This is a genomic window from Mesorhizobium sp. P3_A8, from assembly GCF_056402995.1.
The window spans coordinates 1-24,335 of sequence record NZ_JBFUGI010000025.1 but is presented as its reverse complement, the minus strand read 5'-3'; the positions used below and the strand labels follow the sequence as shown (position 1 = coordinate 24,335).

Here is a 24,335-nt window from a genome sequence, read left to right as displayed (position 1 = left end):
AGTTGTCTGGTGTTTCAGTTGCGGTGATCAGATGGCGATTTCGGAAAGCTTGACCGTGCGGCCCGATGCCATCGAGCGGTAGCCCGCTTCGACCAGCGCCATGGTCTTGACGTTGTCGGCGACGGAGAGCGCCGGCGGCGTGCCGGTCTTCACCGCGTGCTGCAGTTGCTCCATCACGCCGATGAAGGCGTGCGGGAACCACATCGTCTCCCAGCTTGGGGTCACCCATTCGCCGCCGGTCGTCTCGGCCGAGGCATAGGTCAGAGTCGAGGCGGCACCCGTCGGCCAGCCGATCGTGCCCTTGGCGACGCCCTTGGTGCCGTCGACGCGCCAGTTGATGTGCTGATCGTCCTTGTATCCATCCTGACGCGGGCCGGACCAGACGTCCTCCAGCGACACGGCAAGCACGCCGGACGGGAAGCACAGCGTCGACACGGTGATGCCGTCCAGATGGTCGAATGTCGTGCGCGGATCCTTGCGCGTCAGCGTGGTGATCTCGTCCGGATCGCCAAACAGGAAGCGCAGCACATCGAGATGATGCACGCTCATATTGGCGAGCGTCAGCCGGTCGTAATCCTCGAGAAAAGTCTGCCAATGCGGGATGGCGTGCATGTCGATCTGCGCGAAGACAATGTCGCCCAGCGCGCCGCTGTCCATGATCTGCTTCAGCACGCGCATCGACTGGTCGTAGCGCATGTTCTGGTTGACCGAGAGGATCTTGCCGGCCTTCGCCGCCTCGTCGCGCAGCTTGACGGCTTCCTCGACCGACAGCGCCAGAGGCTTCTGCGCCAGGATCGCCTTGATGTGCTTCTGCTTCAGCGCATGGCGGATCAGCGCCGGCTGCAGGTCGGGCGGAAAGGCCAGGTCGATGATTTCGACAGCTTCGTCCTCGATCAGCTGTTCCGGCGTGTCATGCACGGTCGGGATGCCCCAGCGCGTCGCGACCTTTTGCGCGTTCGCAGGGGTGCGCGAGGCGATCGCCACGACTGGAAACCCGGCTTCCTTGTAGGCAGCCAGATGACATTCGGCCATGATCATGCCGGCCCCGACGCAGCCGATCTTGTATTCCTTGGTGCGGACCTTCACGTCCGGCTCGAAGCCTTTGGCAGTCATATCGTCCTCCCGGAATTCTTTGCTCACGGCCGCAGTCATCGTGCCAGCGCTCCCCCGCTCTGCCCGAAATAATGCACGCGCGCCGGCTCGCAGGATATCGCCACCATCGCATCAGGCCTGATGTCAGGCTGGCCGCGCAGCAGCGCCTTGAGCCGCGCCTGCCCGGCGGCGAGTGTCACGACGGTGTAGCCTCCGAGCGGCTCGACCTCGAACACCCGCGCCGGGCGGCTTGGCAGCCCGTCCGCCCACGGTCTGACCTTGATGTCTTCCGGCCTCAGCCCAATCTCGACAGCATCGGCGGGAGCAGTTTTGTCGGCAATCCGGATCGTGCCTTCGGCGGCTTCGATGCCGCCCTCGCCCCGCGCCGATTTCAGGATGTTCATGACAGGCGAGCCGAGCAGCCGCGCCACATAGGTGCTGGCCGGTCGGTCGTAGATCTCGGCCGGCGCGCCGATTTGCCTGATCCTGCCATTGTCCAGTATGGCGATGCGGTCGGCGATTGACATCGCCTCTTCCTGGTCGTGGGTGACATAGATCAGCGTCTTGCCGAGCTCGCGCTGGATGCGCTTCAGCTCGACGCGCGTCTCCTCGCGCAGCCGCGCATCAAGCGCCGAGATCGGGTCATCCATCAGATAGGCGTTGGGGTCGCGCACCAGCGCGCGCGCGATCGCCACACGCTGCCGTTCGCCGCCCGAAAGCTGCGCCGGCGGCTTGTGCAGTATGTGGCCGATATGCAGCTTGGCCGCGACGTCGGCGACCCGCTTTTTGATCTGGAGTTCGGCGACGCCGCGTTCGACCAGCGGAAAGCGCACATTGTCGAGCGCGCTCATATGCGGGAACAGCGCCAGGTTCTGGAACACCATCGCCACATTGCGCTCGGCCGGCGACACCGCGTTGACCGGTCTGCCGCCGATCAGGATTTCACCGGTATCAGGCGTCTCCAGCCCCAGCACCAGGCGCAGGATTGTCGACTTGCCCGACAGCGGCGGCCCGAAAAAGCAGAAGAACTCGTTGTCGTTGACGGTGAACGAGGCGTCGTCGACGGCGAGTGTGTTGCCGTAGCGCTTGGTCACATTGCGAAAGACGATGTCAGCCATCTCAACCTGCCTTCATCGCAACACCAGAGGCGGCATCGAAGACACGTACCGACGACGCGTCGGGGGTGACAACTGCGGTTTGCCCGATCGACAACCCCACATCATTGTCGAAGACCGCTTTGACGGCGCCCTCGCCCTGGCCGAGATGGACGATGGTGCGCGCACCAATGCGCTCGACGAAGGTGACAGGCATGGCAAGCCCGCGCCCGTCCTGCGCCAGCGCCACCTGCTCCGGCCGGAAGCCGTAGAGCACGTCGCCGCGTGCACCGCGCAAGGTCGCCGCCAGTCCATCCGGCAGCGGCGGTGTGATGCCCAGCGGCCCGAGATCGACGACCAGCCCGCGATCACTCTCCGCCGGCTTGCCCTTGAGCAGGTTCATGCCTGGCGCACCGATGAAGCGGGCGACGAAGACGTTGACCGGATTGTTGTAGACCTCGAGCGGCGTGCCGACCTGCTGCAGCACGCCGTGGTCCATGACGGCGATGCGGTCGGCCATGGTCATGGCTTCGAGCTGATCATGCGTGACATAGACCATGGTCTGCTTGAACTGGCGCTGCAACTGCTTGAGCTCGGTTCGCATGACCGCCCGGAAGGCGGCGTCGACATTGGACAGCGGCTCGTCGAGCAGGAAGATCGCCGGTTCCATGATCGCCGAGCGGCCGATCGCCACGCGCTGCAGGATGTTGACCGAAAGCCGGTCGGCCTTGCGGTCGAGCAGCGGTGTCAGTTGCAGCAGCTCGGCGATGGCGCCGACGCGGCGATCGATCTCGGCCTTCGCCGCACCGCGCATCCTCGGCCCGTAGGCGAGGTTCTGTCGCACCGTCATATGGGTGAAGATGGCGTAGTTCTGGAAGACGAAGCCGACGCCGCGCCGGCCCATCGGCACGCCGGCCATGTCGCGTTCGCCAAACAGGATCTTGCCGCTGGTCGGCTCCTCCATGCCGGCGATCATGTTCATCGTCGTCGACTTGCCGCAGCCGGATGGCCCGAGCAGCGCCATGAACTCGCCATCCGCTATATCGAGATCCATGGTCTTCAGCGCGGTGAAGTCGCCGAACGTCTTGGTGAGGTTGCGCAGCTGGATCGTGCTCATGCCGCCACCTGCCTTGTCCGCGCCATGCGTTTCATGGCGAACACCGCAACGATCGAGAGCACGACCAGGATGGCGAGCGCGATCGCCGCGACATAGCCCCAGATCAAATCCTGCGTGGTGACCTTGTAAATGTAGACGGAGATCGTTTCCGTGGCGACGCCGGGGCCGCCGCCGGTCATGATGTAGAGCGTGTCGAAGATCTTGAAGTTCTCGATCACCCTTATCGCCAGCGCGATGATGATGATGGTCTTCATCTTCGGCAGCACGATGGTGGTAAAGCGCTGCCACGGATTGGCTCCGAGCAAGGTCGCCGCCTTGATCTGGTCCTCCGGCACGCCGACCAGGCCGGCGAGCAGGATGAGGAACATCAGCGGCGTCCACTGCCAGATATCGGCGATCATCACCGCGATCAGCGCCAGCGTCGGGTCCGACAGCCAGGCGATGGTGACTTGCGTGCCCGATAGGGCGGACAGGATGTCGTTCACCGGCCCGCCCGACTGGAACAGCATGAAGAACATGTAGCCGGCCACCGCCGGCACCACCATCATCGGCATCAGCAGGATCGAATAGAAGATGCGCTTGCCTGGAAAATCGTCGGCGAACAGCGTTGCCAGTGCGAGGCCGAGCAGGAACTCCGCCGGCACGCAGACGATCATGACGATGGCCGTGCGCTTCAGCGCGCTCCAGAAGCGGGCATCGGCGGCAAGGTCCGTATAGTTGGCAAAGCTGTTCCACATCTCCCAGGCATTCCACCAGCCAAGGCCCGAGAGCGGCGACCAGTCGGTGACGCTGATGTAGAGCTGCATCAGCAGCGGGAAGACCGAGATGAACAGCACCAGGATCTGCGCCGGCAGCGTCAGCCGGAAGCCGAGCCGCGCGCCCTCGTCACGCATGGCCGGCTTCGCACGCGCAGCACCCATTTCGTCCTCCGAAACAGTCACGGTCACCGCGCTCATTGCTTGAGCGCCCCGAAGGTGAGACCACGCACCAGATGGCGCTGGATGGCGATGCCCATGATCACCGGCGGCACGGCGGCGATGAGGCCAAGCGCCGCCTTGGCGCCATAGAGCTGGCCGGTCATCGAGGATGACAGCGAGGCCATGTAGACGGGGATGGTCACCCATTCACGCGTCGTCAAAAGCAGCGCGATCAGATAGTCCGACCAGTTGAGGATGAAGACGAAGAGTGCGGCACTGGCAAGCGGCGCACGCATCATCGGCAGCGTGATGCGGGTGAAGACGCGCAGCCGCGAACAGCCCTCGACAAGTGCTGCCTCCTCGATCTCGCGCGGCATGTCGTCGAAAAAAGTCTTCATCAGCCAGAAGGCGAACGGCAGAGTGACGATGCCATAGATCAGCGCCAGGCCCCACCAGCTGTCGGTGAAGTTCAGGAAGGCCCACATGATCATGACAGGGATCATCACCGCCATCGGCGGAAACAGCCTGAGCTGGATCAGCGCCAGCGGCAGGTTTTGGCCCGAGCCGAAGCGCGACAGCCCATAGGCCGCCGCCGTGCCCGCCGACATGGCAATCGCGGTGCCGAACACCGCTGACAGCAGCGACGACATGATCGGCTTCAGCGCCGTGCGGTCGAGCGCCACGATCAGGCTGTTGGTGGACTCGCCGAAGACGAAGCGGAAATTGCTGAGTGTCGGGTTCTTTGGCCACCATGTCAGGTCGGCGCCGGTCGCCGACCATTCGGCGATCGGCTTGAAGGCCATCGACACCATCCACAGGATCGGCACCAGCGTCACCGCCATCGCCGCGAGGATCGCGGCGTAACGGAATATCTCGAAAGGAACGGAACGCTTCATCTGGCTGCTTTTGCTGGTGGCGTTGAGTGCGGAGGGGAAGAGCTACGCCCCTCCCCTCCGGCTCTGATCCAGGGAGACGGATCAGCTGATCGGATCGAGAACGGTCGGCCAGGCCTCCTTGTTGGTTCTGATGGCTTCGAGCAATTTGTCTTCGCCAATGCGCCGGGCGATCTTCTTCCACTCGGTCTCGGTGTCTGCCATCGCCTGCTCCGATGTCTTGGCCTTGGTCAGCGAGGCCATGAGGTTTTCGTCGAGCGCATTGTGGAAGGCGGTGGCGCCGGGATAGTTGATGGTCGGCACCGTGCGGGCGACCGTCTCGCGCACCACGTCCATGTGGTAGGCGTGGTAGGTCTGGCGCACCAGCGGATCGGAGAAGTCCGAAAGCCGGAACGGATCGAGATAGCCGCCGGGATTGGCGCTCATCCAGGCGTAGATGCGGGCCGAGCCCAGCCATTGCAGCAGGAGATAGGCGACCTCCTGGTTCTTCGACTGCGACGAGACCATGCCGGTCAGCGAGAACCACAGCACCGAGCGGCTGATCAGCTTGCCGTCGATCTCGCGGCCGGGCGGCAGCATCGAGCCGATCTTGCCGGTGACGGCCGAATCCTTGTTGCCGGCATTGTCGAGGAATTTCGGCAGGTTGGAGAAGGCGCAGGTCATCGCCGCACCGCCCTTGGCGAAATTGCCATACTGCTCCGGCCAGCCCCACGAGATCGCATCCGGCGAATGGTGGGCGAGCGAGGCGACATACTCGTTGGTGGCGGCGATGCCGTGCTCGGAATTGATCAGCGGCTTGCCGTCATCGCCGAACAGGAACTGGTTGGGCGATCCCATCGAGACATAGCGCTGGTACCAGTTGGTGTAGCCCCAGCCCTGGTTGCGCAGGTCGGTCGAGCCGAACAGGCCCTTGTCCGGACGCTGGAAGAAGGCGGCGATGTCGCCATGCTGCTTCCAGGTCTTCGGCGGCGCCAGATCGTAGCCGTATTTGTCCTTGAACGCCTTCTGCTCGGCGGCGTCGCCGAACAGGTCGGTGCGGTAGACCCAGGTCTGGAAGTCGCCGTCGAGCGACACGCCATAGTTGGAGCCGCGATATTTGTTGAGCAGCGACACGCCCTTGGCGCCGTCGACATAACCGGTCTTGGGATCGTCCCACTCTGGCTTGTACTGGGCGACGAAGTCGTCGAGCTTGGCGATGCCGCCGGTCTCGGCGAGGTCGCCGAGGCGGTTCCATTCTGTGGAATAGATGTCATAGGCCCCACCCTTGGTGGAGATGTCCTGCATCGTCTTGGTGAATTCCTGGCCGTTCGGCAGGCCGACGATCTCGATCGGAATGCCGGTTTCCTTTTCCCAGAGTTCCTTGATCGACGGCGCGCCGGCCGGGAAAGGCTGTGTGAGCTGGCCGATCGAGCCGTCCGACAGGCCAAGCACGATCTTGGCCGGCGCCTTGCCGGCGCCCTTCAGCGCCTTGGCCGCCTCGATGGCGCGGCCCTCCGGCGTATCCGCGCCGTATTGATAGCGCTCAGCGCCCTCGAAACCGGTGGGGCCGCCGATCATGCCCGGCGCCAATGCGTCGGCAGCGAAGGCGCGGCCGGGACGAATGAATTGCGGTGCGATACCCGTGGCGGCAACGAACACCGCCGCCTTTCCTCCGGACGCCAGCAACCGGCGTCGCGATATGCGGATCAGATCAGACATTGGAATTCCTCCCTCAGGGCCAATGTTTCCTCCACGAGCCCATGAGGGATATTGACGGCAGGATCGGAAGGCTGTCAACATCATAAATAATCAAAATACCTCACAACATCGCAATGAGGCGAGGAAATGCGTCATACCGGGGTCCATATACCGCTCCAGATGCCTCGATTTGATGGGAAATGTGCCTTCCCGTCCCGGAATAGCCGTGCCGGGCGGCCTGATTTAGCCCGACGGCTTGCGCTTCGGCCAAGGCCGGATACATCATTTCCCATCAGAATCGCCGATGGCGAAGAGTCGTGGCCATCAGGCCGGCTCCCGGCATTGCGTGATCCTGATGCGTTGAGGAGATGAAAGACGGTGCGTTCCACCCTGACTGACATAGCCCGGGAAGCCGGCGTTTCCGCCGCCACCGTCGACCGAGTGCTCAACAACCGCGCCGGCGTGCGGGCACGGACCCGCGAAATCGTGCTCGAAATGGCGCAGCGCCTCGGCTACATCGCCGAAGGCCCGAACGGGGCGCCGCCGCGCGCCTTGCCCGGCGAGGTCATCCGGCTCGACTTTGCGCTGCCGGCCGGCACCAATTCCTTCATCAAGATGCTGCACCGCCACATTGAGGCGCAGGCTTTGGCGCGACCGGATCTCGATGTCCACATCGCCACGATAGAAGGCTTCAATCCCGACCGCCTCGCCCGTCTGCTGCAGGATTTGCGCGGACAGACGCAAGGCGTCGGCGTCATCGCGCTCGACCATCCAACGGTGCGCGAGGCGATCCGCTCGCTGTCGGCCAACGACATCAAGGTGGTGACCATAGCCTCCGACATCCTGCATGTGCCGAGGGTCGCCTATATCGGCATCGACAACCGCGCCGCCGGGCGGCTGGCCGGCTATCTGCTCAACCGTTTCATGGGGTCGGAACGCCCCGGCAAGGTGGCGCTGTTCGCCGGTTCGCTGTCCTATCGCGGACACGAGGAACGCGAGATGGGGTTCCGGCATATATTGACCGAGGAATCGCCAAATCTCGAGATCGTCGAGATGCGCGAAATGCTCGACGACCGCGAAAAAGCCTATTCGGAGGCATCAGCGCTTCTCGACCGGCACCCCGACCTTGCCGCGATCTACAATGTCGGTGCTGGCAACACCGGCATCGCCCGCGCGCTCAAGGAGCGCGGCCGCGCGCAATCGATGGTTTTCCTCGGCCATGAAGTGACGGATGGCACCAAGGACCTGCTGCTCGACGGCACGCTCGACGCGGTCATCGACCAGAACCCGCGCGTCGAGGCCCGCGAGGCGCTCAACACCTTGACCCACGCGGTCCGGGGATTGCCCTACGAGTTACACCAGCCGAGGCTGCAGGTGATCTTCAAGGAAAACATCCCAGAGATTTGAGTGGTCTGAACTGCTAATCAGCGGCACTACCCTTCCGGATAGAGCGCCTTCGCCAGGTCGCGGATCGCATCCGCTGTGCGCGGGCCGAAGCCGATCATGTAGGCGCCGTCGAGCACGACCAGTGCTCTGTTCGCCGCCGCCGGCGTTGCCGCCAGCGCCCGGTTGGAAAACACCTGCTCCGGCGTCGGGCCGCCCTTGCCGTCGCTCATCATCAGGATCACGTCCGGCGCCATCTCGACCAGCTTTTCCTCGGATGCCGGCTTGTAGCCTTGTACGACATCCATGGGATTGAGGCCGCCGGCATAGCGGATGATGGCGTCGGCCGAGGTGCCGGCGCCAGCGGCGCTCAACTTCACCAGGCCATGGAAGAACACGACTTTCTTGCGCCGCTCCGGCGGGATCTTTGCGGCCAGATCGGCTGCGGCCCGGAAGGCAGCGAGCACGTCGCTGGAAACCGCCTTGCCCTTGTCCTCGAGCCCAAGCGAGGCGGCGATCAGCGTGATCTTGCGCTCGATGCCTTGCGGGGTGTTGTCCTGCGGGATGAAGACGATCGGGATCGCCAGCGACTTCAGCACTTCCATCGCCTCCGGCGGCCCGCTGTCTTCGGCCGCCAGGATCAGATCGGGGCGCAGGCCTGCCAGCCCTTCCACCGAAAGCTGGCGGCGATAGCCGACATTGGGTTTTTCGGTCACATCAGGCGGATATTTGCTGCCCCGGTCGACGGCGATGATGCGTTCGCCGGCGCCGAGCGCATGGACGATCTCGGTGACGTCGGAGCCAAGCGTCAGGATTCTGCTTGCCGGCCCCGGCATGACAGTTCGCCCCAGCGCATCGACAACGCTCTCGGCAGCCAGCGCCTTGAAGCCGCAGGACGGCGCCAGCAGCGACAGCGTCAGAAACAGCACCGCCGCGACCCTGCCAGGCTGGAACCATGGCATCCACCTGCCCTCACCCACACTGCCGACCATATCTGGCTTCCTGTCCGAATGCCTTTTCGATGACTGACGTGGCCTATAAATTTAAAGTTGACTTGTGTCATCATGTTTTAATATGTGACCCCTGCCCGACCGCTTGGGTCAAGGGATTCCATCATGCCAGCCAAGGCCGTTCAGCCACCGCCAGCACTGCATTTGGGGCTTGCATGACAACGACAACAAACACGACCTTGATGGCGAGCACCGCGCTCGCCCTCGTGCTCGGCCTGTGGGCCGCGCCTTTCGCCAGTGCGCAGGAACAGGAGCAGGAGAAAAAGGCCGCCAAGGCCGACCGCCTGGCGCCGGCCACTGCCGGGCAGAACCAACCGGCGACCATGCTCGACGTCATCACCATCTCGGCGACGATGATCAAGACCGCCGTCATCGAATCGATGGCCGCCATCAGCGCCATCGACCAGGACGAGCTCGACCGCATCCAACCCGACACCGCCGCCGACATTTTTCGCACCACGCCCGGCGTCGCCGCTTCGATGAATGGCGATGACCCGGCGACCGCCATCAACATTCGCGGCCTGGAACAATATGGCCGCGTCGTCGTCACGCTCGACGGCGCCCGCCAGGATTACTGGCGCGTCGGCCATGGTTCGGGCTCGTTCTATGTCGAGCCGGACTTGATCAAGGAGGCCACCGTCATTCGCGGCCCGGTGTCCAACGCTTACGGTTCGGGCGGTATTGGCGGCGTCGTCTCGTTCGAGACCAAGGATGCCGGCGATTTCCTCAAGCCCGGGGAGAACTGGGCGCTGAGCGAGAAGCTCGGCTATGAAAGCAATGGCGACGGCTTCACCACCAGCACCACCGGCGCCTACCGCTTCAGCGACGACGCCGACATCATCGGCAACCTCATCTACCGCGACCGCGACAGCTACACTGACGGCAATGGCGAGACCGTGCCGTGGACCGGCGAGCGGGTAACCAGCGGTTACCTGAAGACGACGCTACGGCCGGCCGATGGCCATGAGCTGAAGCTCGGCGCCATCCTGCAGCGCTACAACGACCAGATCACCGGATCGAGCGGCTCGACCTCGCCGACGCTGAGCCGCTACGACACCAACACCACCAACCAGACCTACACTGCCGCCTACAGCTGGAAGCCCGACGACAACGACCTGATCGACCTCAGCGCCAATGCCTATCACAACCGCACGCGCGCCGAGCAGACGCAGGTGTGGCCGACCTCCGCGATCGGCAATTTCCGCTTCTACGATGTCGCCACATCAGGCTTCAACGTGAAGAATTCCTCGCGCTTCGACGCCTGGGGCCTCGCCCACACGCTGACCTATGGGCTCGACTACTACTATCTCGAAGCCTCCTCGGAAGCTGCGCATTTCGGTGCCGGCGAGCAGCAGGGCTATGGCGGCTTCCTGCAATGGCAGGGCGATTATGAGAACTGGCTGCAGGTCATCACGGCCCTGCGCTATGACGGCTACCAGCTTGACGGCGAAACCCGGACCACGCCGCCACAGCCAGCCTCGATCTCCGGTGACCGCTGGTCGCCGCGCCTGACTGTCGGCGTCACCCCGTTCGAAGGTTTTCAGCTCTACGGCACCTATTCCGAAGGCTACCGGGCGCCCGGCCTGCAGGATGTCTTCCGCGGCGGCGGCGCGCATGGCGGCGGCGACAGCTACCGGCCCAACCTTCTGCTGCAGCCGGAAACCGCCAAGAACTGGGAGGCCGGCATTAACGTCAAGTACGACGACGTGCTGACCGCGGGCGACCGGCTGCGCGCCAAGCTCAACCTCTTCCACACCGATGTCGAGGATTACATCGATGTCGACCTCACCGTGCTGCCGCGCACGGCGATCAACATCGGCGACGCGCGCCTCAGGGGTGTCGAGGCCGAAATGGTCTACGATTATGGCTGGGGTTTCGTGAACCTCGCCGGCGCGCTGATCGACGCCAAGGTGGTCAGCGGCGTCTATTCCGGCCAGGCCTTGAACAACACGCCGCTCGACCGCTTCTCGGCGACGATCGGCTTCCGCATGCTGGAGGACCAGCTCACCATCGGCGCTCAGTATCTCAGCATCGGCGAGATCACCCGCACCAGCCGCACCAATCCGAATGCCACCCCGGTGGTCGATGACGCTTTCGAGTTGGTGAATGTCTTCGCCAACTGGCGCGTCAACGACAACCTGAAGCTCGATTTCGGCGTCGATAACGTCTTCAACACCGCCTACACCGACCCGCAAAGCGCATGGTCGACGACGGCGGCAACGGAACAGGGCAAGGGCCGCACCTTCAAGGTTGCCCTCACCGGCAGGATCGGAGGATAACATGAGCCAAGCATCGGTGCGCGAACTGGCCTGCGAGGCGCGGCTCAACCTGAGGCGTCTACCCGACTACATGGACAGCATCACCGACAGGCTGCGGAGCTTCGAGGCCGATGCTTCGCATCACGGCCAGCGCATCGATTTCCGCTTTGCCTTCGGCGGCGCCTCCATCGACACGGAGCAGTTGGTGATGCGGGCCAACGCCGTCGACCGCGACGGGCTCGCCCGCATCAAGGATCTGCTCGCCACGGCAGTCCAGGTCTATGCCAGGGAGGAAAACCCAGAGATCGTCTGGACCGGCGATCTCTCCGATGAAACCAGCCTCGCCCAGTTCCGCGAGATGGTGGTGACGGAGGTTCGCGACCTCACTCCGCACATGCGCCGCATCCGTCTCGCCGGCGAGAATCTCTCGCGCTTCGCCAAGTTCGGCGGCATGCATATCCGCATGCTGTTTCCGACCCGAGATGTGCCCGATCCGCTGTGGCCGGTGCTGGGCGGCAACGGCCTGCCGGCCTGGCCCGCCGACGACCGGCGCCCGGTGGCGCGTGTCTACACCATCCGCGCGCTTGACGTGGCCAGGGGCATCATCGATGTCGATTTTCTCGTCCATCCCGGTGACAGTGTCGGCTCCGCCTGGGCCATGCAGGCGGCACCAGGCATGAAGGTCGGCATCATGGGGCCGGTCGGGCGCCCGGTACGGCAGGCCGAGTGGTATGTCATGGGATCAGATGAAACCGGTCTCCCCGCACTGGCGCGGCTGCTGGAAACCTTGCCGGCGCAAACCAGGGGTGTCGCCTTTGTCGAAATCGCCGATGAGCGCGAGAAGCAGAAAGTCGACAACGCCACCGGCATCGAATTGCACTGGCTGACGCGGGACGGCGTGCCGGCGGGCGAGGACAGGCTGCTGGCCGCGGCGGTGCGCTCGGTGGCATGGCCGCAGGACGGTTCGGCCTTCGGCTGGTTCGCCGCGGAAGCCTACGCCGCCAGGATCGTGCGCGAATATTGGCGCGACACGCTGGGGCTCGGCCGCGATCAAACGCTGGCGGCTGCCTATTGGCGGCGGGGTGCCGCGGGGCTGATGGCTGGATGAACTCTAACGATCGCCGAGCCATCCGCACCAACGCCAATTGCGATCCCATCGCCGGGAACAATCCCCGCAATGTCGCAGACCACCAGCGGCATATGTATGGCGTAGAGAAACTCGGCGACGATCGCCCCCACCGCCAGGATCGGGTCCGGCCGCAGCAAAAGAACGCCGGCCGGCGCCGTCCCCCGGCGGATCGCTTCGGCCAGCACCGAGGACGAGGAGGACGAGCCGCGTCCGCTCGGCATGACCAGGATCTTGCCGGCGACGTTCTGGCCGAGGGCCGGATGCGAATGATCGATGATTTCACCGGTCTCGGCGTCGATGCCGCCCCAGAAGCTGAGCGGCTGCGTCAACACCAGAGCCAGGCCATCGGCCTCACCGGCGAGTTGGAAAGTGCCCAGCCGTTCGACTGCCATTGCAACCGGTTGCGTCATGAGGCGCTCCGCACGACATGCCCGACCGCCGCGGAGCGGATGCAATCCTTCATGTCGGCGAAGGCGACGGTCACGCCGATATTGCCCGGCGCGTAATGCGCCCACTTGCCGGAATTGGTCATCACCACGCCGTCGAGCCGCTCGAGGATGGAGGTGACATAGGTGCAGGTGTCGGCGACGGGGATCAGGCCGAACGCTTCCATCCCGGCCAGCGCGCCCTCCTCCTGCAGCCGCGTCAGCGTCGCGCGACCCGTGTTGACGTAGATCGGGATGCCCCGGCCAGGGGCTGCCTCGCGCAGCAGCGGCAACAGGCGCATCCATTCCTCATGCGAGAAATGCGGCGTGCCGAGCGAAACCGCCGAAAGCAGCGCGCCGTCAGGCACCATCGACAGCCTTGCAAGCGCATGATCGAGATCGGCACGGGTGATGCGGATTGTCTCTTCCGGCACATGGCCGTGGAACGCTTCGTCGAGCGTCCTGGCCTCCGGCGTGATGCCGACCGCATGGAACAGCGCCACCGCGCCCGTCGTCGCCGCCGCCGCGCCCAGCGCCTTCAATTGGTCCTCATCGCGCGGCTGCGGCAGGCCTACAATGACCGGAACGCGGTCGCCACTCAATTGCCCGATGATCAGCCCGACACCGACGAACAGGCTGTCGCTTGGTTCGGCCTCGGCGATGTCCAGTTCGAACAGGATGCGGCCACGCCGGTTTTCGCTGAGATGCAGGCCCCAGGCCGGCGCGCGTCCGGTCATGGCGCAGCACAAATCGATGAAATCGCCATAGCGATTGGTGCGCGCGCCGATCACCGAATTGGCAAAGACGATGGCGTTGGATTCGCCCCATGCGATCTGCTGCCCGAAACTGGGCCGAAACCGCGTCTGATACGGCGCGCAAGTGAAGGTCGCCTGGCAGCCAAGCTCCATATGCGCCTTCATCAACCGCCGCGCCGGCACCTCTTCCGCCACCGGCATTTTCACCATGCCGGGATGGATGAGATCGAAGGAGCCGACATTCAGCGTCGTCGGCACCTGCACACGGCCGCTGCCCTCGACCAGCCGCTCGACGAAATCGAGCCCGGCCTTGCCGTGATAGAGGCATCCGTCGATATGGGCGCCTGATATGTCGAGCAGACTGCCTGCGCCGATGGCGTTGGAAAAGGCAACGAGGATCTTCATCGCGGCGGCCGCGGATGGGCCTTGCCCGCCGTCGAGCATGGATTGGTCCTGTGCGGTCAGCTCAAGCGTCATCGGTGTGTTCCAGGCCTTACTCGACCTGATGGCGGGACAGCGCCCCAGCTGTCAATGCCATCAATCAACCCGCCGCGATCAACACCGTACTTTCCGGCGACCAGCGCAGCACCACATCCTGCCCTTCGGCCAGCCTGTCGGCACCGGTGTTCTGCACGATGACCTTCAGCGTCTGGCCGGCACGCTCGACAAAATAGGTGCTGTTGTTGCCGGCGAAGATGCGCTTGGAAACCTGGCCCTTGAGCATGTTGGCATTGGCGGCATCCGAAGCCCCTGCGTCGATGCCAATCCGGATGCGCTCGGGCCGTACGGCGCAGCTCGCCTTGGCACCGGCGGCAAGCGTCGGGCCGGCGCCGGCCGCGATTGCTGTGCCATCCGGCAGCCTGATGCCGTTGCCGGTCGAGTCGCCGCGAAAAATGTTGGCGTCGCCGAGGAAAGTCGCGGCAAACTCGCTTTTCGGCCGGTCGTAGATTTCCTCCGGCGGCCCTTCCTGCACCACCTTGCCATCGCGCAAGATGCCAATGCGGTCACTCATCGTCAGCGCTTCTTCCTGGTCGTGGGTGACGAAGATGGTGGTGATGCCGATCTCGCGCTGGATGCGCTTGAGCTCGATCTGCATGTCGACGCGCAGCGCTTTGTCGAGCGCGCCGAGCGGTTCGTCGAGCAACAGCACGCGCGGCTTGGTGACGATGGCGCGGGCGAGTGCGACGCGCTGGCGTTGGCCGCCCGACAGCTGGTGCGGACGGCGGACGCCGAGCTTGCCCAATTGCACGAGGTCCAGCGCGCGCTGCACTTCGGTGGCGATCACCGCCTTGGCTTCGCCGCGCACCGACAGGCCGAAGGCGACATTGTCGGCGACGCTCATATTGGGGAACAGCGCATAGTTCTGGAACACCATGCCGATGCGCCGCTTTTCGACTGGCACGCGTTCCACACTTTCACCGCCGATGGCGATGCGGCCGGAATCGGGAAAATCGAAGCCGGCGATCTGCCTGAGCAGCGTGGTCTTGCCGCTTCCCGACGGTCCGAGCAGCGCGTAGAAGCCACCATCGGCGAAGTCGATGGAGACGTCATCCAGCGCCTTGTGCGCGCCAAAACTGCGCGAGACGTTCGATACCTGCACGCCGGCCATTATTTCTCTCCACCGAATTTGAAGAACCGTGCCGTCAGCAGCATCAGCGCCATCGACACGACGATGATGATCGTCGAGACCGCATTGATCTCGGGCGTGAAACCCTTGCGGATCGCGGCGTAGATTTCGACCGGCAGCGTCGTCTGGCCCGGCGTCGCCAGGAAGTAGGAGACGACGAACTGGTCGAACGACACGGCGAACGCAAACAGCCCGCCGGCGATGACGCCGGGCATGATCCAGGGCAGCGTGACCCGCATTGTGACCTGCCATTGGTTGGCGCCGAGCGAGCGCGCCGCCTCTTCCAGCTCGGGCGCGAAGGTCTGCAGCCGGGCCGAGACGACGACGATGACATAGGGCAGCGCCAGCGCGACATGGCCAAGCAGGATGGCGAACAGGCCGCGCCCGATGCCGACACCGAAGAAGAAGATCAGCATCGCCGTACCGGTGATCAGCCACGGAATGGCGATCGGCGGAAACAGCAGCGCCTGCAGCACTTTCTTGCCAGGGAATTCATAGCGGTAGAGCGCCAGCGACGCCGCCGAGCCGAGCACCACGCTGATGATGGTGGTGATGATTGCGATCTCCAGGCTGTTCCAGGTGGCCGCGATCAGTTGGTCGTTCTGCCACAGCGAGGCGTACCATTCCGTCGTCCACTCGAACGGCAGCTGGTAAAAGGGCGAGACGTTGAAAGACATCAGCGCCATGATGATGATCGGCAGATAGAGGAAGGCGAGCAGCAGAAAGATATAGAACCGGCCAAGTCCTTCGAGGATGCGGGTCGTCATCATCACGCAGCCCTCCGCAGCACCGGCGAGGCAATCGCCAGGATGACCAGCACCACGGCCAGCAGGATGAAGGAGAGCGCGGCACCCAGCGGCCAGTTGAACACGGCGACGAACTGGTCCTCGATGACAGTGCCGTAGAAGGTGCCGGTGCGGCCGCCGAGAATGCGCGGCTCCATGAACGAGCCGACGACTGGCACGAAGATGAGTGCCGCCCCCGCGACCAGGCCGGGCATCGACAGCGGGATGATCACCCGCTTCAGCACCTGCAGCCGCGACGCGCCGAGCGAGCGCCCGGCCTCGATCAGCGAGTCGTCGATCGCTTGCAAAGTGAGATAACAGGTCAGCACCATGTAGGGCACGTAAGAGTGCACCAGCCCGATGATGACGGCGGGATAGGAATACATGAGATCGATGTTGATCTTGAACGGCAGCACCGCATTGAGCGCCGTATCGAGAATGCCGCCCTCGCGCAGCACCATTGCCCAGGAGAAGATGCGCACCAGCCCGTTCGACCAGAAGGGCAGGATGACGAGGAGAAAAATCGCCTCGCGGCTGCGGCCCTTCAGCACCTTGGCCAGTACGTAAGCGGCAGGATAGCCGATGACGATGCACCATAAAGTCACTTCGAGGCCGAGCCGCAGCGAAGCGAGCAGCAGTGTCGGATAGAGGCTCTGCGAGAAGAAGGCGGCGTAGTTGCCGAGCGTGAACGCCCAAGGCTTTCCCGATAGCGGCAGCTCCGTCATGAAGGAGAAAAAGACCATCGCCGAAAGCGGCAGGAAGATCGCCACCGTCAGCCAGAGATAGGCCGGTGCCAGCAGCGGCAGCGCCGATCTCAACCCGCTGCGCGATGCGGTCGCGCTCTGTGCTGCCATGCCACCCTCCTCCCCAGGATTGAAGGACCAACCGGCGCGAACCGCCGGCTGGTCCGGACGCGAACTTTACTTCACGTCGACCTTGAGCTGCTGCCAGAGCGCCAGATAGGCCTCGCGCTGGGCGTCGGTGATCGGCGCCTGGAACTGGATGCGCTTGGCGACCTCAGGATCACCCATCACCTTGCGGTTGAAGGCATCCTGCGGCAGCGCGTCCACCGCCTTGGTGTTGGCGGAAACCGGGGCGCCGACCTTGGTGACCCATTCGACATAGAATTTCGGGTCGATCATCCAGTTGATGAAGGCCTGCGCGCCTTCGACATTCTTCGAACCCGCCGGGATCGAGAACGCGTCGAGCCAAGCGACGGCGCCTTCTTGCGGAATGACCAGCGAAACCGGCAGCTTGAAGTGGGTCTTGGCGCGGTCGGCCGAGCCGCTCCAGTAGGTGCCGATGTCGATCTGGTTGGAGGCGACCATCTGGTTCCAGTCGTTCTCCGAGCTCCAGAAAGTCTTGATCTGCGGCATCAGCGAAGTCAGCTTCGTCTTGACCGCATCCATATCCTTGATGTCGTTGATGTTCTGGCCGGTGGCGATGGCGCCGAACTGCACCGCCTCGACGGCGTCGTCGCGGATGACGACGCGGCCCTTGTGCGCGGGATCCCACATTTCGGCGATCGACGTCGGCGGCTTGTCGAAGGATTTTTCATTGATGGCAAGCGCCGTCAGGCCCCATACCCACGGCACGCCATAGACCTTGCCGTCATGGTCGAGCATCGGCGAGCCGGCCTTGTCCTTGCTGATGTCGGCATAGTTCGGCAGTTTCGAGGTATCGATCGGCTGGATCAGCTTTTCCGCCATCGCCTGGTCGTTGAAGGCGGCGTTGATCATGACGACGTCGTACAGGCCGGGATTGGTCCGGATCTTGGTCAGCATTTCCTGTTCGGAATTGAAGAAGTCGTTGACGACCTTGTTGCCGGTCGCTTTCTCGAAGGCCTCGACGGCCCATGGCTCGTCGGCGCCGTAGCCTTTCCAGTTGAGCACATGCACTTCAGCGGCACTGGCGGCCAGCGTGAGCGCGGTGGTGAAGACGGCGGTGGCCGTCAGCAGAGCAGTCAGTCTTGGCATGCGCATGTTGGTTCCTCTCTTTGTTTGCCCGCTTCCCGGGCTTGTCAGGCTGTCTGATGGGCCTTCTTTGTCTGGCCCGGCGTGCCGGTCGAAGGACCATTGGCCTGGCTCAGGAAAGTCTGGATTTCCGCATCGGTCGGCGCCGATGAACCGCCATGACGGGTCACCGAAATGGCCGCCGCCGCATTGGCGTAGCGCGCCGCCTCGAAGGGTGGCACACCGCGCGCCAGCGCGCTGACGAAAGCGCCGATATGGGTGTCGCCGGCGCCATTGGTGTCGATGGCATCGACCTTGAACCCGGCGATGGTTTGCGCCTTGCCGTCGGCCAGCCTGATATGGCAGCCCTTGGCGGCGGAGCGGATGACGACACCTGCGGCCTGCGGGCAATGGTCGGCAAGCAGCCGCGCCGCGAGGCCCTCGACATCGCCAGGGCCGGCAACCTCGACGGCTTCCGTCATGTTGCAGCTAAGCCATGTGGTGCGGCCAAGCACCCGCGACAGGATCGGGCGTGGAATGTCCGCAATGACCGGCGTCGGGTCGAAGACAAAGGGAATGTTTTCCGGCAGCGCCTCGATCCAGTCGGTGAGCGCGTCGCGGCTGTGGGGATAGCTCAGCGTATAGCCCGAGGTGAACACCCAATCACCAGGCGCCACCGAGACCGGCGCCATCATGTCGAGGCTGAGCACACTTTCAGCACCTGGCCATGACACGAAAGTGCGTTCGGCATCGCTCGAGATCATGGCGACGCAATTGCCGCTGTCCATCACAGGGGACGGCAGGGTCAGCGTTTCGATGCGCTCGGCGGCGAAGGCGGCGCGCAGGAAGTCGCCATTCGGCCCGCTGCCGAGCTGGCCGCCGAACACCACTGTCATACCGGTGCGGGTGGCAGCGACCATCATGTTGAAGCCGCCGCCGGCGACCTGCGCATAGCTCGATGCCGTCTTCTCGGTGCCGGGCGCCGGCAAGGCGTCGATGCGGTAGACATAGTCGACCACCGCGCTGCCGATATGGACGAGGCGCCCGCTCATGCCGCCGCGTCCTTGCCGGAACCGGTTTTCGGCACGCTACCCTTCGACGCCCGTGCCGCCACGAGATCGACCGCCAGCGCCTGGACTTCCGCCATGTCGATGCCCCTGAGGCTGGCGACGCGTTCGCTTGGCAGTCGTGAAAAGCCGGTGCAGGCGCCGGCCATGCCGGCCGCGATGGCGCCAATCGTGTCGGTGTCGCCGCCGAGATTGGCGCTGATCTCAGCCGCTTGCCATGGGTCGCCGCCAGCGACCTCCAGCACGGCGAAGGCCGCCGGAATCGATTCCTGGCTGGCGACGCCGGTGCCGACCAGATCGGTGATCAGCCGGATCGCATCCCTCATCACCTTGCCGCGCACCAGATCCTGCGCCCAGACGATACGCGCGGCTATGTCGCCGCCGGTCACCCAATGGCCAAGCGTCGCCCCTCGCCTCGCTGCCGCGATGGCACTGTCGGACGCGGCGCGCCAGTCACCGCCGGCAACGCCACGGCTGACGGCGGCCGCAACCGCTGCGGCCGACGCTATGGCGATCGAGGTGTTGTGCGTTGCCCGGCAGGTCTCCGCCACCTTGGCGACGAACGTGTCGAGCGGCTCCAGCGGCATCATGATGCCGACCGGCGCGATGCGCATGGCCGCGCCATTGGTGTCGCCGCTGCGTCCCGCCTCCTCGGCCGGCACGCCATTGTTGATGGCGTCGATGGCGCGCTTGGTTGACGGCCCCAGAAGATCGTAGCTGCCGCGCGCCTTCACCTCGCGCTCCCAGTCGAGCAGCGCGTTGACCCAGCGGGCATGGTCGAAACGCTCGCCGGACTCAACCAGGATGCGGCCGAGCAGCAGCGCCTGTTCGGTATCATCGGTGATGGTGCCGGCCGCGAGCCCCTTCGACACCGGATGGCCGGCGAAGGGCGCGATGAAATCCTCGACATGGCCGTAGAGTTCGGCAATGCGGACCGGCGACAAAAGCTGCGTCGGCATGCCGAGCGCGTCTCCGAGTGCTCCACCGACAAGCGCGCCCATGGCGCGATCAAGCGTGTCCGGCATCACTCAGAACCTCATATGCAGCGCGAAATGCGCGGGATTGAGCAGGCTGGTGACATATTCGATCGGCCGGTCGTCGGCGGCGCGGGTCAGCCGGCGGCCACGCAGGAACGGCGTGCCCTGTGGGCAACCGAGGATGGCGGCATCCTCGGCATTGAGCATCTCGATGCCGACCCATTCCTCGCCATGGTCAGGGATGAGGCCGGCGCCACGCAGCGTCTGGTGCAGCGACCCTTCGCGCAGGCCGCGCAGCGGCACATCCTCGAGCTCCGGAGACAGCGGCAGGCGGCTGCGCTCGATGGAGATCGCATGTCCGTCGCTGGCATTGGTGCGCACCCGGTCGACTGCGATGAAGAACGGGCTTTCGATCTCCAGCAAGGCTGCGAGATCGGCGTCTTCGATGACCTCCAGCCGCAGCGTCCTCGTCTCGGCATTGGCGCCGGCATTGGCCAGCGCCCGCGACCAGCCGATCGAATCGTCGACCGGCTTGCCGTCAAAGGTCACGAAGGAGCCGATGCCGACCTTGGTGGTGATCAGCCCGCGGCTGGATAGTTCCTCGAGGCCCTTGCGGATCGTGTTGCGGCTGACGGAGAAGCGCTGGACGAGCTCATTCTCGCTTTGCAGGCGATCACCGAAGCCAAGAACGCCGGAGCGGATTTCATGCTCCAGAACGGTGGCGATCTGCTCGGGCTTGCCCGTGCCGGGAGACAATTGAACCGCGCGCCGTTTCATATGCGTACCTGTTCAGTGAACCTGTATAGTCCTGTTCAATATACGACAACAAAACGCGTGTCAATGCGGTGCCGAAGGCACTCAAAAACAGGCATTGGGTCCGGAGACCCGGGTAAAATAAGGTTGAAAGCCAGACAACCGACCCCTGGCTCCGGCAGTGTGATACGGTTCTCGTCGAAGGAGCACCATGTCCCAATCAACAGAGCATAAAAATCCCAAGCTGATCGTCGTGGTCGCGTTCGACCGAGGCGAGGACGGTGAATTGTTTCCGGCCTTCGGCCCTGCCGACCAGCAGAGCGAAGACCGCGCCATACGCACCGCCAGGGCGCTGGCGGCAAAACATGTCGGCGTCATCGCCTGGAGCCGCGATGCCGACCCGACACTTGGCGACTACGGGCCGCCGACCACGCTGTTTGTCAGCGGCGACGTACCGGACATGGAATAATTCGGCAGGTCAGGTAGAATAAAATCTGATTTTAATATTCGCTCATCCAAAGGAACTGTTTTCTCGCGATCCCGTTTGTCTGCAGGTCGTTTATTCCAATGACCTCTACAGAGAGGAATTTCCAGATGAACTTCAAGATGCTCACAATGGGCGCGATGGCGCTTGCGATGATGACCGGCTCGGCGCTGGCCGGCAACACCTCCGCACTCGACAATCCGGAAAAGATGGCCCCCTTCTATACGGACTCCGGAATGAAGACGATGAAGTCCGAGGCGGAATTCAAGACCGCCTGGATGGCCATGAAGGAAGAAGACCGCGCAGGCATGATGAAGGAATGCGGCGACGAGGCCATTGCCAAGTCGCATGACAATTTCTGCAAGATGACCAAGCAGCTCGGCGGCGCGAATTGACGCATCGCGATTTGGTCGTATACCCAAATCGAACAGCGAGACGAAGGCGGGCCGAGTGCCCGCCTTTTTCAATGACACCATGGGACATCACGTCGTCGTGGCCGGCGATTCACTTCGCGACAACGGCCGGGCAAAAGGATAGAGTCCATGCTTGGAGAGGCAAAACGCCGCTCGTCTGGCTTTTTGCCCATGTTTCAACCCATTGCGAACATCGAAGACGCGCAGACGCTGGCGCAGGCGATCGTCAATACGATCACCGAGCCGTTCCTGGTCCTCGACGAGCAGTTTCGCGTGCTGGCCGCCAGCCGCTCCTTCTACAAGACATTCGAAGTCGACCCCGCGCAGACCCAGGGCTCGTTGCTCTACGCGCTCGGCGACGGCCAATGGGACATTCCCGCACTTCGCCTGCTGCTGGAAACGATCATCCCTGAGAAAACCGCCATGGACGGTTTCGAGGTCGAGCATGATTTCCCGCGGATCGGCCGCCGCACCATGCTGCTCAACGCCCGCAAGGTGCTTTACGACCACAGCTCAGCCATCACCATCCTTCTCGCTTTCAACGACATCACCGCCCGTCGGGTGATTGAGAGAGAAAAGGAGGAGCTGCTCAAGCGCACGGAAGATCTGCTCCACCAGAAGGACGTGCTGCTGCGCGAGATGGAGCACCGGGTTGCCAACAGCCTGCAGATCATCGCCAGCATCCTGTTGCTGAAGGCACGCTCCGTCACCTCGGAAGAGACGCGCCAGCATCTCAAGGATGCCCACCAGCGCGTTCTGTCCGTGGCCGAAGTGCAACGCCATCTCCACACCTCGGCCGGCATCGAGGAGATCGATGTCGGCTCCTACCTTCCGAAACTGTGCAGCAGTCTCGCCTCGTCGATGATTGGCGAAAGTCAGCCGATCACGGTCACTGTGACCGCCGAAGGCGGCAGGATGGACTCGCAAAAGGCAGTCAGCCTCGGTCTGATCGTCACCGAACTCGTCCTCAATGCCATCAAATATGCCTTCCCCAAAGAGAAGGACGGTGCTCGCATACAGGTGAGCTATGAGACGGCCGGCAGCGACTGGAAACTTACGGTTTCGGACAATGGCGTCGGCAAGATCGCCAACGACCTGCCGGCCACCGGCCTTGGAACGGCCATCGTCGAGGCACTGGTGAAACAGCTCGATGCCAAGGTGGACGTCGTAAGCGACACCGACGGCACAAGCGTCTCGGTCACCCGCGCGACATTTACCTCACGTGTACCGCGCGCGGCGTAACAACCGCTACCACGAGGCCTGCCTTCCCGACATCGCCTCGATCCTGATCTGATAGAAGAGATGGCTGCCCGAAGGTGCGAGGGCATCGCCGGGCTTCAGGGCGCCCGGCTCCCACCAATTCGCGTGCGTGGCGAGAAGCGACCAGGCAAGCCGGCGGTCGCCATCGACCGGGGCGTTCACCCTTTCGACGCCGGTCATGCCGGCATCCGGATCAGGCGCTTTTGAAAGTTCCTCGAACAGGCCCTCCACCACGACGCTCTTCCAGCCATTGCCACCGCCGACATCGTCGACCTGAAAGCAGACATGGGGGTTTGCCCGCATCCAGTCGACTTTCCGGCCAGGAAGCGAGAAACTGAAAATGGAATTCTCGCCAAAGGCGAAATGGACCGGCACCACATAGGGTTTCTGGTCACGCACACAGGCCAGGCGACCAAGGCGTTGCGTCTTCAGAAGGGCGACGCAGTCCTGCCGCGTCATCTCCTTGATGTTCATTCAATCCTTCTTCCTGTTCAGACCGCGCGATCGATCCGACTGATAACCTTGATAGCCTCTGCTTCAGCGATGCCGATCAACGCATCTATGCCCTGGATGGTCTCTATATGGCCGCGAGCCGCCACCATCCGCCGCAGGAAGTGAAGATCATCGCGAATTTCGCAGAGTGTCGTTCTGAGTGTTGCGGGCATTGGGCAGCCTTCCGCAAACTCAACTGTCTCGACGCAAGCCGGTTCCCTCGGCCTAAACGCAAAAGCCCGCTCCGGCATACCGGGGCGGGCCTTGGAGGAGGATGAAGGGGTGGGACCCTCTCCTCTTGTTTCCACGGGGGGTGTGGACCGAAATCAACATACGAAATACGCCCCCGGATGTCGGATCACAAGCCGGCTTGCTTGCATCACAATCCGGTGCGCTTCGATCGCGACGCGGTCACGCGATTGCGATTGTCCGAAGGCTTGCGAGCCTCTAGATCCGCCCTAGCACGACAAGGACAATGATGATCAGCAGCACAAGGCCGAGGCCGCCGCCGCCATAATAGCCGGTGCCATAGAATGGGCCACCGCCGAGGCCGCTGAAGCCGCCAAGCAGCGCGATGACAAGAATGATGATGAGGATGGTGCCGATGCTCATGGTATTTTCCCGCTCCTGTAGGCGCTGACACGCCGGTTTGAACATCGTCGCATGCGATGCTTCGAAGACGAGAACGTCCGAGCAGCCTTACCGTTCCGCCATGTTGTGACAGCGCGTCCGCACCAAAGACGTTAGCCGGAACAGGGCTTAGCCGGAACAGGGC

General features: G+C 63.7%; 25 protein-coding genes. 6 read left to right on the top strand and 19 right to left on the bottom strand.

The window, feature by feature from the left end; translation table 11 throughout:
- Nucleotides 1-27: 27 nt before the first annotated feature.
- From AC1DX4_RS34195 to AC1DX4_RS34170, 6 genes are all read right to left on the bottom strand, one after another.
- Nucleotides 28-1,113, bottom strand: a complete 1,086-nt coding sequence (locus AC1DX4_RS34195; protein WP_477224531.1) for a Gfo/Idh/MocA family protein — start codon at nucleotides 1,111-1,113, stop codon at nucleotides 28-30.
- A gap of 35 nt (nucleotides 1,114-1,148) precedes the next feature.
- Nucleotides 1,149-2,210 (bottom strand): ABC transporter ATP-binding protein, encoded by a 1,062-nt coding sequence (locus AC1DX4_RS34190; protein WP_477224530.1) that lies wholly within the window; start codon nucleotides 2,208-2,210, stop codon nucleotides 1,149-1,151.
- Nucleotide 2,211: 1 nt separating this feature from the next.
- Nucleotides 2,212-3,303 (bottom strand): ABC transporter ATP-binding protein, encoded by a 1,092-nt coding sequence (locus AC1DX4_RS34185; RefSeq protein WP_477224529.1) that lies wholly within the window; start codon nucleotides 3,301-3,303, stop codon nucleotides 2,212-2,214.
- Nucleotides 3,300-4,259, bottom strand: a complete 960-nt coding sequence (locus AC1DX4_RS34180; protein WP_477224528.1) for a carbohydrate ABC transporter permease — start codon at nucleotides 4,257-4,259, stop codon at nucleotides 3,300-3,302. Before AC1DX4_RS34180 ends, AC1DX4_RS34185 begins: the two co-directional genes overlap by 4 nt.
- The gene (locus AC1DX4_RS34175; protein ID WP_477224527.1) at nucleotides 4,256-5,116 is read right to left on the bottom strand and encodes a carbohydrate ABC transporter permease; all 861 of its coding nucleotides are present in this window, start codon (nucleotides 5,114-5,116) and stop codon (nucleotides 4,256-4,258) included. Before AC1DX4_RS34175 ends, AC1DX4_RS34180 begins: the two co-directional genes overlap by 4 nt.
- A gap of 81 nt (nucleotides 5,117-5,197) precedes the next feature.
- Nucleotides 5,198-6,811 carry an extracellular solute-binding protein gene (locus AC1DX4_RS34170; protein WP_477224526.1) on the bottom strand — a complete coding sequence of 538 codons (1,614 nt, stop codon included), beginning with the start codon at nucleotides 6,809-6,811 and terminating at the stop codon, nucleotides 5,198-5,200.
- Between the two features lie 357 nt (nucleotides 6,812-7,168).
- On the opposite strand from AC1DX4_RS34170, the gene AC1DX4_RS34165 reads away from it, so the two are divergent.
- Nucleotides 7,169-8,197 (top strand): LacI family DNA-binding transcriptional regulator, encoded by a 1,029-nt coding sequence (locus AC1DX4_RS34165; RefSeq protein WP_477224525.1) that lies wholly within the window; start codon nucleotides 7,169-7,171, stop codon nucleotides 8,195-8,197.
- A 26-nt stretch (nucleotides 8,198-8,223) separates the two neighbouring features.
- Here the strand turns inward: AC1DX4_RS34165 and AC1DX4_RS34160 are convergent, their stop codons facing one another.
- Complete coding sequence (locus tag AC1DX4_RS34160) at nucleotides 8,224-9,165, bottom strand: heme/hemin ABC transporter substrate-binding protein (RefSeq protein ID WP_477224524.1); 942 nt, start codon at nucleotides 9,163-9,165, stop codon at nucleotides 8,224-8,226.
- Between the two features lie 173 nt (nucleotides 9,166-9,338).
- Between AC1DX4_RS34160 and AC1DX4_RS34155 the strand changes: the two genes are divergently transcribed.
- The gene (locus AC1DX4_RS34155) at nucleotides 9,339-11,462 is read left to right on the top strand and encodes a TonB-dependent hemoglobin/transferrin/lactoferrin family receptor (protein WP_477224523.1); all 2,124 of its coding nucleotides are present in this window, start codon (nucleotides 9,339-9,341) and stop codon (nucleotides 11,460-11,462) included.
- Nucleotide 11,463: 1 nt separating this feature from the next.
- Entirely contained in the window at nucleotides 11,464-12,549 is a 1,086-nt protein-coding gene (locus AC1DX4_RS34150) for an SIP domain-containing protein (protein ID WP_477224522.1), read from the top strand.
- On the opposite strand, the gene AC1DX4_RS34145 is transcribed toward AC1DX4_RS34150, so the two are convergent.
- The 9 genes from AC1DX4_RS34145 to AC1DX4_RS34105 form a co-directional block, all read right to left on the bottom strand.
- On the bottom strand, nucleotides 12,510-12,980 hold the full coding sequence (locus AC1DX4_RS34145) for an aconitase X swivel domain-containing protein (RefSeq protein WP_477224521.1): 471 nt from the start codon (nucleotides 12,978-12,980) through the stop codon (nucleotides 12,510-12,512). The two genes, AC1DX4_RS34150 and AC1DX4_RS34145, sit on opposite strands and share 40 nt — an antisense overlap.
- Nucleotides 12,977-14,227, bottom strand: coding sequence for an aconitase X (locus AC1DX4_RS34140; protein ID WP_477224520.1), 1,251 nt, complete (start codon nucleotides 14,225-14,227; stop codon nucleotides 12,977-12,979). The genes AC1DX4_RS34145 and AC1DX4_RS34140 overlap by 4 nt, the downstream gene beginning before the upstream one ends.
- 64 nt (nucleotides 14,228-14,291) lie before the next feature.
- Nucleotides 14,292-15,359: an ABC transporter ATP-binding protein gene (locus AC1DX4_RS34135; protein ID WP_477224519.1), complete on the bottom strand. Its 1,068-nt coding sequence runs from the start codon at nucleotides 15,357-15,359 to the stop codon at nucleotides 14,292-14,294.
- Nucleotides 15,359-16,147 (bottom strand): ABC transporter permease, encoded by a 789-nt coding sequence (locus tag AC1DX4_RS34130; protein WP_477224518.1) that lies wholly within the window; start codon nucleotides 16,145-16,147, stop codon nucleotides 15,359-15,361. The genes AC1DX4_RS34135 and AC1DX4_RS34130 overlap by 1 nt, the downstream gene beginning before the upstream one ends.
- Entirely contained in the window at nucleotides 16,147-17,016 is an 870-nt protein-coding gene (locus AC1DX4_RS34125) for an ABC transporter permease (RefSeq protein WP_477224517.1), read from the bottom strand. The genes AC1DX4_RS34130 and AC1DX4_RS34125 overlap by 1 nt, the downstream gene beginning before the upstream one ends.
- 66 nt (nucleotides 17,017-17,082) lie before the next feature.
- Nucleotides 17,083-18,144 carry an ABC transporter substrate-binding protein gene (locus tag AC1DX4_RS34120; protein ID WP_477224516.1) on the bottom strand — a complete coding sequence of 354 codons (1,062 nt, stop codon included), beginning with the start codon at nucleotides 18,142-18,144 and terminating at the stop codon, nucleotides 17,083-17,085.
- A 38-nt stretch (nucleotides 18,145-18,182) separates the two neighbouring features.
- Nucleotides 18,183-19,166, bottom strand: coding sequence for a PfkB family carbohydrate kinase (locus AC1DX4_RS34115; protein WP_477224515.1), 984 nt, complete (start codon nucleotides 19,164-19,166; stop codon nucleotides 18,183-18,185).
- Complete coding sequence (locus AC1DX4_RS34110) at nucleotides 19,163-20,206, bottom strand: ADP-ribosylglycohydrolase family protein (protein ID WP_477224514.1); 1,044 nt, start codon at nucleotides 20,204-20,206, stop codon at nucleotides 19,163-19,165. The genes AC1DX4_RS34115 and AC1DX4_RS34110 overlap by 4 nt, the downstream gene beginning before the upstream one ends.
- A 3-nt stretch (nucleotides 20,207-20,209) precedes the next feature.
- A complete protein-coding gene (locus tag AC1DX4_RS34105) occupies nucleotides 20,210-20,935 on the bottom strand; it encodes a GntR family transcriptional regulator (RefSeq protein WP_477224513.1) in 726 nt (241 codons plus the stop codon).
- A 187-nt stretch (nucleotides 20,936-21,122) separates the two neighbouring features.
- Between AC1DX4_RS34105 and AC1DX4_RS34100 the strand changes: the two genes are divergently transcribed.
- The 3 genes from AC1DX4_RS34100 (at nucleotide 21,123) to AC1DX4_RS34090 (ending at nucleotide 23,050) form a co-directional block, all read left to right on the top strand.
- On the top strand, nucleotides 21,123-21,380 hold the full coding sequence (locus AC1DX4_RS34100) for a hypothetical protein (RefSeq protein WP_477224512.1): 258 nt from the start codon (nucleotides 21,123-21,125) through the stop codon (nucleotides 21,378-21,380).
- A 125-nt stretch (nucleotides 21,381-21,505) separates the two neighbouring features.
- The gene (locus tag AC1DX4_RS34095; protein ID WP_477224511.1) at nucleotides 21,506-21,790 is read left to right on the top strand and encodes a hypothetical protein; all 285 of its coding nucleotides are present in this window, start codon (nucleotides 21,506-21,508) and stop codon (nucleotides 21,788-21,790) included.
- A 189-nt stretch (nucleotides 21,791-21,979) separates the two neighbouring features.
- Nucleotides 21,980-23,050, top strand: a complete 1,071-nt coding sequence (locus AC1DX4_RS34090) for a sensor histidine kinase (protein ID WP_477224510.1) — start codon at nucleotides 21,980-21,982, stop codon at nucleotides 23,048-23,050.
- A 6-nt stretch (nucleotides 23,051-23,056) separates the two neighbouring features.
- Here AC1DX4_RS34090 and AC1DX4_RS34085 read toward each other — a convergent pair whose 3' ends face one another.
- The 3 genes from AC1DX4_RS34085 to AC1DX4_RS34075 form a co-directional block, all read right to left on the bottom strand.
- Entirely contained in the window at nucleotides 23,057-23,542 is a 486-nt protein-coding gene (locus AC1DX4_RS34085) for a pyridoxamine 5'-phosphate oxidase family protein (protein ID WP_477224509.1), read from the bottom strand.
- 17 nt (nucleotides 23,543-23,559) lie between these two features.
- Nucleotides 23,560-23,733 carry a hypothetical protein gene (locus tag AC1DX4_RS34080; RefSeq protein WP_477224508.1) on the bottom strand — a complete coding sequence of 58 codons (174 nt, stop codon included), beginning with the start codon at nucleotides 23,731-23,733 and terminating at the stop codon, nucleotides 23,560-23,562.
- A gap of 274 nt (nucleotides 23,734-24,007) precedes the next feature.
- Nucleotides 24,008-24,172, bottom strand: coding sequence for a DUF3309 family protein (locus AC1DX4_RS34075; protein WP_080680761.1), 165 nt, complete (start codon nucleotides 24,170-24,172; stop codon nucleotides 24,008-24,010).
- Between the last annotated feature and the right edge of the window lie 163 nt (nucleotides 24,173-24,335).

Bases quoted from the DNA above. Each gene is read 5' to 3' on its own strand.
- AC1DX4_RS34135 (WP_477224519.1), bottom strand. From the start codon at position 15,359: ATGGCCGGCGTGCAGGTATCGAACGTCTCGCGCAGTTTTGGCGCGCAC.
- AC1DX4_RS34145 (WP_477224521.1), bottom strand. From the start codon at position 12,980: ATGACGCAACCGGTTGCAATGGCAGTCGAACGGCTGGGCACTTTCCAA.
- AC1DX4_RS34080 (WP_477224508.1), bottom strand. From the start codon at position 23,733: ATGCCCGCAACACTCAGAACGACACTCTGCGAAATTCGCGATGATCTT.
- AC1DX4_RS34160 (WP_477224524.1), bottom strand. From the start codon at position 9,165: ATGGTCGGCAGTGTGGGTGAGGGCAGGTGGATGCCATGGTTCCAGCCT.
- AC1DX4_RS34150 (WP_477224522.1), top strand. From the start codon at position 11,464: ATGAGCCAAGCATCGGTGCGCGAACTGGCCTGCGAGGCGCGGCTCAAC.
- AC1DX4_RS34090 (WP_477224510.1), top strand. From the start codon at position 21,980: ATGTTTCAACCCATTGCGAACATCGAAGACGCGCAGACGCTGGCGCAG.
- AC1DX4_RS34115 (WP_477224515.1), bottom strand. From the start codon at position 19,166: ATGAGCGGGCGCCTCGTCCATATCGGCAGCGCGGTGGTCGACTATGTC.
- AC1DX4_RS34140 (WP_477224520.1), bottom strand. From the start codon at position 14,227: ATGACGCTTGAGCTGACCGCACAGGACCAATCCATGCTCGACGGCGGG.
- AC1DX4_RS34085 (WP_477224509.1), bottom strand. From the start codon at position 23,542: ATGAACATCAAGGAGATGACGCGGCAGGACTGCGTCGCCCTTCTGAAG.
- AC1DX4_RS34095 (WP_477224511.1), top strand. From the start codon at position 21,506: ATGAACTTCAAGATGCTCACAATGGGCGCGATGGCGCTTGCGATGATG.
- AC1DX4_RS34125 (WP_477224517.1), bottom strand. From the start codon at position 17,016: ATGGCAGCACAGAGCGCGACCGCATCGCGCAGCGGGTTGAGATCGGCG.
- AC1DX4_RS34105 (WP_477224513.1), bottom strand. From the start codon at position 20,935: ATGAAACGGCGCGCGGTTCAATTGTCTCCCGGCACGGGCAAGCCCGAG.
- AC1DX4_RS34120 (WP_477224516.1), bottom strand. From the start codon at position 18,144: ATGCGCATGCCAAGACTGACTGCTCTGCTGACGGCCACCGCCGTCTTC.
- AC1DX4_RS34190 (WP_477224530.1), bottom strand. From the start codon at position 2,210: ATGGCTGACATCGTCTTTCGCAATGTGACCAAGCGCTACGGCAACACA.
- AC1DX4_RS34100 (WP_477224512.1), top strand. From the start codon at position 21,123: ATGTCCCAATCAACAGAGCATAAAAATCCCAAGCTGATCGTCGTGGTC.
- AC1DX4_RS34185 (WP_477224529.1), bottom strand. From the start codon at position 3,303: ATGAGCACGATCCAGCTGCGCAACCTCACCAAGACGTTCGGCGACTTC.
- AC1DX4_RS34180 (WP_477224528.1), bottom strand. From the start codon at position 4,259: ATGAGCGCGGTGACCGTGACTGTTTCGGAGGACGAAATGGGTGCTGCG.
- AC1DX4_RS34175 (WP_477224527.1), bottom strand. From the start codon at position 5,116: ATGAAGCGTTCCGTTCCTTTCGAGATATTCCGTTACGCCGCGATCCTC.
- AC1DX4_RS34110 (WP_477224514.1), bottom strand. From the start codon at position 20,206: ATGCCGGACACGCTTGATCGCGCCATGGGCGCGCTTGTCGGTGGAGCA.
- AC1DX4_RS34075 (WP_080680761.1), bottom strand. From the start codon at position 24,172: ATGAGCATCGGCACCATCCTCATCATCATTCTTGTCATCGCGCTGCTT.
- AC1DX4_RS34130 (WP_477224518.1), bottom strand. From the start codon at position 16,147: ATGATGACGACCCGCATCCTCGAAGGACTTGGCCGGTTCTATATCTTT.
- AC1DX4_RS34155 (WP_477224523.1), top strand. From the start codon at position 9,339: ATGACAACGACAACAAACACGACCTTGATGGCGAGCACCGCGCTCGCC.
- AC1DX4_RS34195 (WP_477224531.1), bottom strand. From the start codon at position 1,113: ATGACTGCCAAAGGCTTCGAGCCGGACGTGAAGGTCCGCACCAAGGAA.
- AC1DX4_RS34170 (WP_477224526.1), bottom strand. From the start codon at position 6,811: ATGTCTGATCTGATCCGCATATCGCGACGCCGGTTGCTGGCGTCCGGA.